At 72.2% G+C, this 12,928-nt stretch carries 7 protein-coding genes; 2 read left to right on the top strand and 5 right to left on the bottom strand.

Features of this window, described 5'->3' with window-relative positions; genetic code table 11:
- The first annotated feature begins 252 nt into the window (after positions 1-252).
- On the top strand, positions 253-1,260 hold the full coding sequence (locus tag FRAEUI1C_RS17015) for a LacI family DNA-binding transcriptional regulator (protein WP_013424551.1): 1,008 nt from the start codon (positions 253-255) through the stop codon (positions 1,258-1,260).
- Positions 1,261-1,473: 213 nt separating this feature from the next.
- Complete coding sequence (locus tag FRAEUI1C_RS17010; protein WP_013424550.1) at positions 1,474-2,694, top strand: glycoside hydrolase family 1 protein; 1,221 nt, start codon at positions 1,474-1,476, stop codon at positions 2,692-2,694.
- A 166-nt stretch (positions 2,695-2,860) separates the two neighbouring features.
- On the opposite strand, the gene FRAEUI1C_RS17005 is transcribed toward FRAEUI1C_RS17010, so the two are convergent.
- The 5 genes from FRAEUI1C_RS17005 to FRAEUI1C_RS16985 all read right to left on the bottom strand — a co-directional run bounded on the left by FRAEUI1C_RS17005 (position 2,861) and on the right by FRAEUI1C_RS16985 (position 12,918).
- Positions 2,861-3,862 carry a LacI family DNA-binding transcriptional regulator gene (locus tag FRAEUI1C_RS17005; RefSeq protein WP_013424549.1) on the bottom strand — a complete coding sequence of 334 codons (1,002 nt, stop codon included), beginning with the start codon at positions 3,860-3,862 and terminating at the stop codon, positions 2,861-2,863.
- A 170-nt stretch (positions 3,863-4,032) separates the two neighbouring features.
- Positions 4,033-6,312: a glycoside hydrolase family 3 C-terminal domain-containing protein gene (locus FRAEUI1C_RS17000; protein WP_013424548.1), complete on the bottom strand. Its 2,280-nt coding sequence runs from the start codon at positions 6,310-6,312 to the stop codon at positions 4,033-4,035.
- Between the two features lie 101 nt (positions 6,313-6,413).
- Positions 6,414-7,718, bottom strand: a complete 1,305-nt coding sequence (locus FRAEUI1C_RS16995) for an ABC transporter substrate-binding protein (RefSeq protein ID WP_013424547.1) — start codon at positions 7,716-7,718, stop codon at positions 6,414-6,416.
- A 59-nt stretch (positions 7,719-7,777) separates the two neighbouring features.
- Positions 7,778-10,678: an ABC transporter permease subunit gene (locus FRAEUI1C_RS16990; RefSeq protein ID WP_013424546.1), complete on the bottom strand. Its 2,901-nt coding sequence runs from the start codon at positions 10,676-10,678 to the stop codon at positions 7,778-7,780.
- Positions 10,679-10,683: 5 nt separating this feature from the next.
- Positions 10,684-12,918, bottom strand: a complete 2,235-nt coding sequence (locus FRAEUI1C_RS16985) for an ATP-binding protein (RefSeq protein ID WP_013424545.1) — start codon at positions 12,916-12,918, stop codon at positions 10,684-10,686.
- Positions 12,919-12,928: the final 10 nt, after the last annotated feature.

Below are 12,928 nucleotides of genomic sequence, written 5' to 3'. Positions count from 1 at the left end.
CGCTCTTCGCGCGCGGTCGCCTTTCCCAGGGCCCGGTCACCGGCCGGAGAATTGTGCATGCGCACGCCGGCCCGGCGACTGGATCACCGTGACGAATTACCGAGGCGCGCCAATCCACGCACCGGTTCCGGACACATCCCGCCGACCTCGAAACTCGCATCACTAGCGCGCGCTAGACTCGGTCGACGCAAGCTACCATTCTTGCGCTAGAGCGCGCAAGCCGCCGCGGGCTGGCCCGAACGAGGTGGGACGGTGTCTGTGTCAGACGCGACGGCAAGGAGGCGGGTCACCGCCAGCGACGTGGCCCGGGCGGCCGGCGTCTCCCGCGCCACCGTCGGCTTCGTCCTGAACCAGACCCCGGGCCAGACCATCTCCGAGCGCACCCGCGCGCGGGTGATCGAGGCGTCCGTTCGCCTCGGCTACCGACCGAACGGCGCCGCCCAGGTACTGGCCAGCGGCCGCAGCCGGATCATCGTGCTCGTCCTGCCGGACTGGCCGATCGAGTTCCGCTTCCGCGCGTTCCTCGACGAGGCCTCGCTGGCTCTCGACGAGGCCGGGTACTCGCTGGTGACCCAGTTCCGCCATCCCCAGGGGCCAGCCCGGCGGCTCTGGGAGTCCGTGACCCCCGACCTGGTCGTCGGCGTGGTGCCGTTCACCGCGGACGACCTCGCCTCGCTGCGCGCCTGCGGGGTCAGGCGCGTCCTTCCCGATCAGAGCTCGACGCGACCCGCGGAACCGGACACGTCCCTGGCCTCGATCGACGGGCCTCGGCTCCAGGTCGAGCACCTGCGCGAACGCGGCCACGAGCGCCTCGCCTACGCCGTGTTCGACGAGCCTCGGCTCTCCTCGCTCGTGTCCGCTCGCCATGACGCCGCCCGCAGCCATGCGGCGGCGCTGGGCCTGCCAGCCGTGGACGTCCGGTGCCTCGACTACCGGGACCGCGGCACCGACGAGGTCGTCCGCGCGTGGCACGACGGCGGGCTCACCGGGATCGCGGCGTACAACGACGACGTCGCGGCCGCCGTCGTCGGCGCCGCGCTGCGGCTGGGACTGCGCGTGCCCGGTGACCTCGCGGTGGTCGGCCACGATGACAGCCCGATCGCGACGATCATGGTCCCGGCGCTGTCGTCCGTCCGCTTCGACAGCGCCGCCCTCGGTCGCCACTTCGCCGCGCTCGCGCTCAGCAGGGTCGACGGCCGGCCGCCGCCCACCCACGAGCCGCCCGCCCACGTCACCCTCATCCAACGCGAGTCGACCTAGCGCCGGGCCCGAGAAGGTCGGCAAGGTGCGGTGATCGCCGTTTCCACGCTCCAGCGGTCGCAGAAACGCCCTGGTCACGACCATCAGAGGGCCAAAACGGCGATCAAGCGCGGCCAGGTCGCCCGGGATCGACCTGCTTGCGCGCGCTAGCTCCTGCGAGTAACGTTCCGCGCGATCTGGCGCGGGCTAGCTCTCGAGGCAGGAGAACCCACCATGAGCACGTTCCCGGACGGTTTCCTCTGGGGTGCCGCCACGGCGGCGCATCAGGTGGAGGGCGGCAACGTCAACGCCGACCTGTGGGCGGCCGAATGGGCCCCGAACTCCCATTTCGCCGAGCCCTCGGGGGATGCCTGCGACCACTACCACCGCTATCCCGAGGACATCGCCATCCTCGCCGACCTGGGGCTCAACGCCTACCGCTTCGGCGTCGAATGGGCCCGGATCGAGCCCGAGGAGGGGTACTTCTCCCGCGCCGCGCTCGACCACTACCGGCGCATGGTCGGTACCTGCCTGGACCACGGGGTCACCCCCGTCGTCACGTACAACCACTTCACGGCGCCCCGCTGGTTCGCCGCGGCCGGCGGCTGGAGCGGCGCCGCCGCCGTCGACCGGTTCGCGCGCTACGCCGCCCGGGTGACCGAGCACATCGGCGACCTGGTGCCCTGGATCTGCACCTTCAACGAGCCGAACGTCGTCTCGATGATGGTGCACCTCGGCCTCGTCCCAGCCGCGGCCCGCGAGGACGGCCTCGGCCTGTCCGACGGCGCGGGCGCGCCGGCCGAGCGGCCCAGGGCGACGGGAAGCTGGCCCGCCCCGAGCGTCGAGGTGATGGCGGCCGCGCACCGCAAGGCGGTCGAGGCCATCAAGTCCGGGCCCGGTGACGCCGCCGTCGGCTGGACCCTCGCGCTCATCGACCTGCAGCCCGCGGACGGCGGCGAGGACCGGTGCGCCGCCGTCCGCCAGGCCACCGAGCTCGACTGGCTCGACGTGTCCCGCGACGACGACTTCGTGGGCGTGCAGACGTACACCAGGGAACGCATCGGGCCCGCCGGCCTGCTGCCCGTGCCGGACGGGGTACCGACGACGCAGACGGGCTGGGAGGTCTACCCGCGGGCGCTCGGGCACGCGGTCCGGCTGGCGGCCGGCCACGCCCAGGTGCCGATCCTGGTCACCGAGAACGGCATGGCCACGGCCGACGACGACGCCCGCGTCGCCTACACGGCGGGCGCCCTCGAAGGTCTGGCCGCCTGCCTCGCGGACGGCGTCGACGTCCGCGGCTACCTGCACTGGACCCTGCTCGACAACTTCGAGTGGACGTCCGGGTTCGCGATGACGTTCGGCCTCATCGCCGTCGACCGGACCACGTTCACCCGCACCGTGAAGCCGTCCGCACGCTGGCTCGGCGACGTAGCCCGCGCCAACCGCCTCCCCTGACCCACGGCGATCGTCCGCGGGCCAGATTCGCCCGGCGAGGCCGGCCCGCTGGCTTGATCGTCGTTGTGGCCCTCGCGCGGTCGCACACCCGCCGCGGGCACAGCCGCGCGAGGGCGAAAAAGCCGATCTTGGCGGTCCCTGGACGAGGCCGGGCTTGGCCGCTGGCTCAGCTGGTCTCGCGGGCGACGAGCACGGGTTTCGCTGACACACGCGGAGTGGGCAGCGGGCGGCCGTCGACGCGGTGCAGCACGAACTCGCCGAACTGGCGTCCCAGGGCCGCGGTGTCGATCCTGACGGTGGAGAGCGAGGGCACGAACATGGCCGCGATCGGTGAGTCGTCGTGGCCGATGACCGCGAGGTCCGCGGGCAGCGTCAGCCCGGCACGCACCGCCGTGCCGACGACCGCGGCCGCGACGTCGTCGTTGAACGCGACCACCCCGGTGATGCCCGCGTCGAGCCACTCGCGGACCACCTGCTGAGGCGCGCCCTCGCGGTAGTCGATACGCCGCAGGTCGAGGTCCGGCAGGCCCAGCGCGCGGGCTCGTTCGTTCGCCGCCGCGTGCCGGGCGACGACCATCGAGGACGCGTACGGCTCGGTGAACGCCGCGTACACGAGGCGGCGATGGCCCCGTTCGTGCAGGTGCTCGACCTGTAGCTCCGGCCCGGCGCTGAACGCCAACGAGACGTCGGGACGGTAGGGGTGGTCGGGATCCGGATGGATCGCGCGGACTCCGCAGGCCAGCATCGACGCGACGTCGGGCGCGCTGAAACTGGCCGTGCCGATGACGAGGTCCGCGTTCAGCGACTCCCAGAGCGGCCGGGCCGACTGGGAGGGCTGGCGGGTGTACGTCACGAGCGAGTAGCCGGCCTTGTCCAGCACGAGCGAGACCTCGTCCAGATAGTCCCGGAGCCGGTACTCCGCGGGCCAGTCGGGAAGGACGAGCAGAATGATGCGGCTGCGGCCGCTGGCGAGCGCGCGGGCCGCGCTGTTCGGGCGATACCCGAGAAGCTCCGCGGCCCGGAACACGCGCTCGCGGGTGCCCTCGGAAATCGTCTGGTTGGGTGTGTCGTTCAGGACGAAGCCGACCGTCGCCCGGGACACCCCGGCCTCTCGGGCCACGTCCAGGGCGGTCACCCGCCGGCTGGTGGTCGGTCTCTGCACGGCCACCGGCCACGTCCTTCCCGTCACGTCGCGCCCGAACCGTTGCGGGCTTGTGCGCACTAGTTACGGATGCTAGCGTACATCGACTATTACTAGCACCCGCTAGTGACGTGTCTCTGGGACGTGTGCACGTAGCCGCGGTCGCCTGTCGGGCCGGGGGTCAGCCGGCGACTGATTCAGGCCCGCGCGAACGCGGCCGCCAGGTGGCTCACGGCGATGCGGCGAACCTCGTCCAGTCCGCCCGCGGGCAGTGCGCCGCCGAGCAGGTCGAGGAGCTGCCGCAGCGGGATGGCGCGAAGCGGGTCCGCCTCCCCGCCCAGCGCCTCGGGCGGCTCGGTCCCGGCGAAGTCGGCCGCGAGCGGCGCGAGCGCGGTCCTGAGCGCCTTCTCCATCGACGGGCCGACGGCGGGATGGGAGAACCAGTCCCCGATCAGGGAATCGATCGACAGCACCGGGACGATGTGGTCCCCGGCCAGGGTGAGGGACTGTTCCAGCAGCACGGTCTGCGCGTCGCGACCGATCTGGATCCCGTAGTCGCCGGCGGCGACGACCCACCGCCCGTGCCGGACGTCCCAGTAGGCGAAGGCGCGTCGGTCGAGGTCGAAGGTCACCGTCGTGGTCTGCCCGGGGGCGAGCCGAACCTTCTCGAACGCCCGCAGCTCTCGGCTCGCCCGCCGGACCGGGCCGGCCTGCGTGGCCACGTAGAGCTGGACGACGTGGCTGGTCTCCCGGTCGCCGACGTTGCGGAGGTCGACCTCTACGTGGGCGCCGTCCGCGCCCGCGGGCTGGACCCGCAGGTCGCTGGTCTCGACCCGCCCGTAACCGAGGCCATGCCCGAACGGATAGCGCGCCGGGATCTGCGCGGTCACGTGGTAGCGATAGCCGACCATCACCCCCTCGCCGTAGCGGACCGAGCCCAGCTCGCCGGGGAAGTTCAGGAAGGCTGCCGTGTCCCGCAGGCGCCGCGGGATCGACTCCGCGAGCCGTCCCGACGGCTCCGCGACCCCGAACAGCACGTCCGCGATGGCGCCGCCGCCGGCCTGCCCGAGCAGGAACGTGTCGAGGATGGCGTCGACGTGCTCGTGCCAGCCTTCGAGGCTGACCACGCCGCCGTGCGCGAGGACGACGACGGTCCGCCGGGCGGCCGCGGCCACGGCGCGGATCAACGCGACCTGAGCGGCCGGGAGCTCGAGGGACCGCCGGTCGTACCCCTCGGACTCCGCGCCGTCGGGCAGCCCGGCGAACACGACCGTCACGGCAGCCGTGCCGGCCAGGGCGACCGCCTCGTCGCGGGCCGCCACGTCCGCCTCGGCCGCGTGCGCCGGGAAGCCGGGCGCGTGGACGACCCGGCCGCCGCGCGCCACCGCCGCCGCCGTGATCTCGTCCAGTGGGACGTCCACCCGGGCCGGCGCGACCTTGGAGCTCCCGCCGCCCTGGAACCGAGGCCGCGTCGCGAACGCGCCGACGACGGCGACGGTCTCCCCGCCCCGCAGCGGCAGGACAGGACCCTCGTTCTTCAGCAGCACCATGCACGGCGGGCCCAGGCTCCGGGCCAGCGCGTGGTGCGCGTCCCAGTCGACGGGCGCCGCGGTCCGTTCACCTCGCCGAACCAGTCTCAGCAGGCGTCCCACAGCGACATCGACCGTGTCGTCGCCGATCTCGCCTCGGCGCAACGCGTCCACCACCGCCTCGTCGCCGGCACCGCCGTCGTAGGGCATCTGCAGGTCCAGGCCGGCGGCGAGCGCCGCCACCCGGTCGTGCACGGCTCCCCAGTCCGACACGACGACACCGTCGAAACCCCACTCCTCCCGGAGCACGCGGGTCAGCAGCCAGGGGTGCTCGGCGGCGAAGGTGCCGTTGAGCCTGTTGTACGCGCACATGACGGTGGCCGGGCGTGCCTCGGTGACCACCCGTTCGAAGGCCGGCAGGTAGATCTCGCGCAGCGTCCGCTCGTCGACCTCGGCGCTGACGCTCATCCGGTCGGTCTCCTGGTTGTTCGCCGCGAAGTGCTTCACCGAGGAGCCGACGCCGTTGTCCTCCAGGCCCCGGACGTGGGCCGCGCCGAGCACGCCGGACAGCAGCGGGTCCTCCGAGTAGTACTCGAAGTTCCGTCCGCACAGCGGGCTGCGTTTGATGTTGACGCCCGGGCCGAGGACGACGTCGACCCCCAGCGCGGTGGCCTCCGCCGCCAGGGCGGCGCCGATCGCCCGGGCGACGGCGGGGTCCCAGCTGGAGCCGACCGCGACCGCGGGCGGGAAGCACGTGGCCGGCTGGGAGCCGGTGAGGCCCAGGTGGTCACCCGCCTCGCCCTGGTAGCGCAGTCCGTGGGGACCGTCGGTCAGCGTGATCGACCGGATGCCCGCCGCGGGCAGCGCCTTGGTCCGCCACAGGTCCTGACCGGACAGCAGCGACACCTTCTCCTCGCGGGACAGACTCCCCGTTTCCGCGTTGTCCATGTCGCCCTCCAGTCGGCGCGTGACGGCGTTCCAGGGCCGGCCCGAGCGTTTCCCGCCAGGGCCGGCCAGCGAGGAATCCTGCCTCTGTCGCGAACCGACCGTCAGTTCGCGGTCAGGACCCAGGTCCCCTTCGCCGCGTCGTACTTCCACACCCGCAGCGGAATCGCGCCACCGGGGTTACCGGCGGTGTAGTTCGCCTTGTCGGTGTACGTGGGCAGCTGGAGCGTGCCGAGCGACGAGCCGGCCTGCTGGAAGCTCGCGTAGGTGAGGTCCTTGCCGGCCTTCTTGGCGATGGCGGTGAACAGGTCGAGGTAGCGGCAGGCGACGCTCTCGGACGTGCCCAGCGTGGGCTGGCCGGAGGCCACGGTGCTCGGGTCGACCAGCTTGCCCTTCAGCGACGGGATGGCCGCCTCGATGGTGTCGATGCAGGCCTGGTTCGGCGGGTTGTTCCAGTCGGTGCCGATGGCGAGCGACTCCGCGTTGTTCAGCGTGCTGAAGTCGTGCTTGCCGCTGCTGAGGGAGTACGAACTGGCCTGGGCCTGGTCGGTGAACAGCAGCTGGGGCCGGTAGGAGACCTTCTCCAGCTGCGCCGGGAACGAGCCGGCCGCCCCGCCGACGACGATGACCGCGTCGGCCCCGACGGACTGGAACTTCTGGACGAACACCCCGGTCTGCTGCGCGACGGCGGCGGGGTCGGTGATCGGAGCGTCCATCACGGCGGTCGCGACCGGTGTCACGCCGAGCTTCTTCAGCGCCGGGGCGACCACGCTGTTCATCGTGTACTGGTCGGCGGTGTAGCCGATGACCGCGACCTTCTTTCCGGCCAGGCCACCGTTGTCGAACTGCTTCAGCCCGTCGCCGGCCGCGTCACCGCCGCGCAGGTCGGAAAACCACGGCGCCTGCGCCTTGAGGTACCGGGCGGCATTCAGGTCACCCCCGACGGTCAGGGTCTTGTGGGTCTGGACGTAGCAGAGCGCGTCGTCCGCGTTGAGGCTGCCCAGGACGGCGAAGACCTTCTCGTCCTGCGTCAGCTTCACGCAGGTGTCCTGGGCACCGGCCGGCGAGATGACGTCGACCGCTCCGAACACCGGCACGATCTTGCGGCCGTTGATACCGCCGGAGGCGTTGACCTTGTCGACCAGCGCCGTGAACACCGCCTGGTAGTCGCCGTGGTCGACGTTCACGTACTGCCTGACGACGGACAGGTCCGGATAGACGAAACCGACCTTGATGCTGTCGGCCGTGACGCCTGGCGAGATCGCCGGCGCCGGCGCCGCCCGCAGCGTGGCCGAGGGCGCGGGCGGGGCCGGGGTGTTCTTCGTCGAGGTGGTGCTACAGCCGGCGACAGCAACGGCGGTCACCGTCGCGAGCAACGCCGCCAGGCGCCGGGCGCGGCGTGGTGTCATGTTCTGCTCCTGATCACAGGCGTGGGTGGATTCGTGCGGGCGGACGGCGGCGCGGCGGCTCAGGCGGGAACGCTGGGCTCGCTCTCGGGCCGGGCCGGCGGCTGGGACTCCTCGCCCGGCCCGGGCGTCGGGCCCGCCGCGGCCGACGGGGCGGCTCCGCTGCGGGTGATGGCCCGTTCGTCGGTGCCGAGATAGCTCGCGACGACCTTGGGGTTGTTACGGACCGCGTCGGGCTCGCCCTCGGCGATGACGCCGCCGGTCTCCAGGCAGTAGACGCGGTCGGAGATGTTCATGATCAGCGGCATGTCGTGCTCGATGACGATCATCGAGGCGTCGAGCTCGCGGCGGATCTCCTGGATGAGCGGGCCGAAGGCCTCGGTCTCGCGTTGGGCCACCCCGGCGGTGGGCTCGTCCAGGCAGAGCAGCCGGGCGTCCAGCGCGAGCAGGCCGGCGAGCTCGACGATGCGCCGGGTGCCGGTCGACAGGTCGCCGATGAACGCGTCGGCGTAGCGGCCGAGGCCGAGGAAGCCGATCAGTTCGTCGGCGTCCGAGCGCTTCGCCCGCTCCCGGGTGAACGTGTGCGGCAGGTGCAGCGCGGTGGCGAGCAGCCCCGTGCGGCCACGCGCCTCCAGCGCGACCTGGACGGTCTCGCGGACGGTCAGCTCGGGGAACAGCGTCGCGGCCTGGAAGGTCCGGCCGAGGCCGGCCCGGGCCCGCGCGGCCGCGCCGTCACCGGTCAGGTCGCGGCCGAGCAACTCGACCGCGCCGGTCGACGGGACGTAGCCGCCGATGGCGTTCATCAGGGTGGACTTCCCGGCCCCGTTGGCGCCGATGAGACCGACGATCTCGCCCGGGTTCACCCGCAGCGAGACGGCGTCGACGACGGTGCGCCCGAAGAAGCGGACCCGCACGTCGGCGGCCCGCAGGATCGGCGTGTCGACGGCCGCGGCCGGGCGGGCGGACCGGGTCAGCGCGGGCGGTGCCGTCGTGGTCGCCTTCGTCGCGGGCGTGCCGCCGAGGCGCCGGTCGGCCCAGGACAGCAGCGCGTCGCGGGCGCTGTACCCGAGCTGGACCAGCCCGCCCGGGAAGTACAGCAGCAGGACGAGCAGGCCCAGGCTGGACGTCAGCAGCGGGACGACCTTGTTGCCCGGGAAGAAGCTGGGCAGGCCGATGACCCACAGCGCGCCGAGGACCGGCCCGGTGACCGAGCCCAGACCGCCGATGACGACGACGGAGACGATGACCAGCGAGTCGGCGGACAGGAAGTACTTGTCCGCGTAGGGCACCGACTGGCCGGCCGCGGCGAGCAGTGCTCCCCCGACGCCGGCGATCCCGCCGGCCAGCGCGAACGCCCGCAGCTTCACCCGGGTCGCGTTGACCGTGTAGGCCGCGGCGGTCGCGGGGTTGTCCCGGACGCCGATCGTCGTGCGCCCCACGCCCGAGCGGCGCAGCCGGGCGACCACGGCGAGCACGACCACCGTGACGATCAGCACGAGGTAGTAGTAGGCGCGCTGCCCGGAGACGTCGATGCCGAACACGGTCGTGCGGGGGAACGTCGCGGTGGTCGCGTCGGTGTCGTGCAGGAACGACAGGCGGTAGAGGTACTGGTCGGCGGCGACGGCGAACGCGAACGTCGAGACCGCCAGCAGCAGGCCGCGCACGCGTAACGCGCCGACCCCGACGACCCCGGCGACCACCGCGGCGACGAGCGCCGCGATCGCGACGGCCGCAGGGAACGGCAGCGCGTTGAGCGACACGGTGGTCGACCCGAACGTCAGCTGGGTGCCCCGGTCGAGGGCGGCGGCGACGAGCGCGCCGATCCCGGCGAACGCCATCTGCCCCAGCGACAGCTGGCCGGCCCAGCCGGTGAGGACCGTGACCGAGGCGCCGCAGATCGCGTAGCCGAGGATCACCGTGTAGAGCAGCTGCCGGGACGGCTGGGTCACCAGCAGCGGCAGGATGACGGCGAGCAGGCCGAACAGCAGCAGCGGGGTGCGCTCGGCGTAGCGGACCCACCAGGTCCCGCGCAGCCGGTCCGGAATGGGCCGGACCTTCGGGGCGAACGAGAACGACGACGCCTCGACGTCGCGGCCCCGGCTGGCCAGGAACACCGCGGCCAGCACCAGCAGCAGGATGATCGCCTCGGTGAGGCCCGGGGTGTCCAGCCAGTTGAACTGGATGACGGTCTGCAGCAGGCCGAGGAACACCCCGGCGGCCAGGGCGGCCCGCAGCGAGGTCATCCGGGCGATCACCGCGGCGGCCAGGGCGCGCAGCAGGGTTGTCGGCCCGAGCGTGGTGAGCTGGGTGAGCGACTGGTTCTGCGCGGAGATCAGGATCAGGCACAGGGTGCCGATCAGCCCCGCCGCCGCCCAGACCGCGGTGGAGACCGCCTTCGGGCTGATGCCCTGCAGGCGGGCGAGCTCCGGGTTGTCGGCCGACGCCGCGACCGCCTTGCCCAGCGCGGTCCGGCTCAGGAACAGCCCCAGCGCGAGCGCGACCAGGGGCACCGCGACGACGACGCTCAGCGCGGCCCCGGTGATCCGCAGGCCGTGCACCGGGGACCAGGTCCCGCCCCACGGCACCGGGTAGGAGTCCGTGACGTTGTCGTCCATCTTGGGCAGCGCCAGGACGATCGTCTGGGCGAGCTGCGCCACGCCGACGGTCGCGACCAGCACGATCACGCGCGGGGCGCTGAACAGCCGCCGGATCACGACGCCGTCCACGATCGCGCCGAAGACCGCGCCGATGACCAGGGCGATGACCAGGCCGATCCAGTAGGGCACGTGCCAGCGGACGACGAGCAGCGCGAACAGCACCGAGCCGATCAGGCCCATGTTCGCGACCGCGAAGTTGATGACGCGGGTCGACCGGTGCACCAGCACGATGCCGACGGCCAGCAGGCCGATCACCAGGCCGGTCACGAGTCCGTCGAACCACAGCTGTGTGGTGGGCATGACCATGGGGTTCAGCCGCCTTCCCGGCCCAGGAACACGGCCCGTGCCAGGTCGTCGCGTTCGGCCAGCTCGCGGGCCGGCCCGGAGAACCGGACCTGGCCCTTCTCCAGGAACACGGCCCGGTCGGCGATCGCGAGGGCGATGTTGAGGGACTGTTCGACGATGATGATCGTCATTCCGTCGCGCTTGAGGCGTTCGACGATGGCCAGCAGATCCTGGACCACCACCGGGGCCAGGCCCAACGACAGCTCGTCGATCAGGAGGACCTCGGGGTCCTGCAGCAGGACCATGGCCAGGGCGAGCATCTGCTGCTGCCCGCCGGACAGCGACCCGGCCCGCTGGTTCTGCCGCGCGGCCAGGTCCGGGAACAGGTCCAGCACGTAGGCGAAGCGGCGGTCGCGGTCGGCCGTGTCCTTGCGCATCCGGAACGCGGCCATCTCCAGGTTGTCCCGGATCGTCATCGACGCGAACACGCCCTTGCCGCCCGGCAGCAGATGAATGCCGTACCGGCCGCGCTGTTCCGGCGAGACGTAGGTCATCGTGCGGCCGTTCATCCGTACGACGCCCCGCGACGGCGTCCCCAGCCCGGCGATGACCTTCAGGATGGTGGACTTGCCGGCGCCGTTCGTGCCGAGCAGCGCGAGCGTCTCTCCCCTGCGGACCTCGAAGGCGACCCCGAACAGCACCTGGACGTGGCCGTAGGAGAAGTCGATGTTGTTGACCTGGAGCAGCGGGATGTTCGCCGGGTCCGCCACCTGCCGGTCGCGCTCCTCCAGCTCCTCGCGCAGGTCCGCCACGACCAGCGACAGGTCGTTCCTGATGAACGAGGCACCGCGGATCATCAGCCAGCCGCCGATCGCCGAGGCCGGGATACCGATCACCAGGACCGCGACCCGCGGGTCGTAGGCGTTGCTGATCAGGCCGGACAGCAGCGCTCCGCCGGTGGCCCCGATGAAGAACACGTAGATCGCCGAGAGCGCCAGGCCGAGCCCGCGCAGCCGGTAGGGCGTCACCGACTGGAGAACAGGGCTGATCATCGAGAACGCCACCGACGACGCCATCACGCCCGGGATTCCGGCGATCATGAACAGGACGCCGTTGGGCATGAACCACTGGACCGGCAGCAGCACCGCGGTGGGCAGGATGCACAGGCCCAGCAGCCGCAGCGCCTTCGCGGGCTCCCGGTGGTACAGGTCGTCGTAGCGCGGCCCGACGAACGGCAGCGCCAGCAGGATCGACGCGCCGCCGATCGACCCCCACAAGCCGCGCTGGAACGTCGACATGTGGAAGTGGTCGTCGGCCCACAGGTTCTGCAGGACGCCGCTGGAGAACAGGCTGAACCCCAGGGCGGAGAAGGCCAGGATCGACGTCTTGATCGTCCGGATCCGCATGAGGCGGGCGAACGCCGCCTCGATCGAGATCGGCAGCGGCTTGGCGTCCTCGATCACCTCGCCCAGCACCGACTGCATCTCGTGCTGGCCCCGGGGCGGCTCGGGCAGCCGGAACGCGAAGATCGCCACGGCCAGGGCCGGGAAACCGAGCAGCAGATAGGGCCAGCGCCAGCCATCCGCGCCGCCGGCCAGCGCGGCGATACCGCCGACTACCGCCGGGCTCAGTGCTCCCGCGGCTCTGGCTGCCCCGTAGTTCGTCGAGGCGATCCGCCCGCGCACGCCGATCGGGTAGGTGTCGGCCAGCAGCGAGCCGTGGACCGCCTGGTTGCTCGACTTCGCGATCCCGACCCCGAAGCGGGCCAGGAAGAACAGGAACGCGTTGCCAGCGAGGCCGGAGGCGAACACCATCGCCGAGAAGATCACACCGGCCCAGCCGATCACCCGGCTGCGGCGGAACCGGTCGGCCAGCCACCCCATCGGCAGCGCGCCGAGCACCAGGAAGGCCCCCGACGCCGCCGAGATCACCGTGATGGCGCCGTCGCTGAGGTGGAACGAGTCGCGGATGTTCGGCGCAAGCGTCTGCAGCGTGGCCGACTCGAGCTCGTCCAGGGCGCCGAGCGTCATCAGCGTCAGGAAGGTCACCGACCCGCCGGCGGCCAGCCCCTGCCGCAGCGACAGGCGCTTCTCCCCGCCGCCGACGCCGGGCAGCAGGTCGTCGGCGAACAGCGTCTCCTGCTCGTCCTTCGCCTGCAGGGCGCGGCGTTCCGCCTCGGCGTCGATCATCTCGGCCGCGATCCCAGCCATCGACGTCCGCGACGGCGCGTCGGTCTCGGCGGGTGGGGCGTCAGACGTCATCGTCGATTCC

It is taken from the genome of Pseudofrankia inefficax, from assembly GCF_000166135.1.
GTDB classification, from domain to species: Bacteria; Actinomycetota; Actinomycetes; order Frankiales; family Frankiaceae; genus Pseudofrankia; species Pseudofrankia inefficax.
This window is presented reverse-complemented; position numbering and strand designations above follow the sequence as displayed.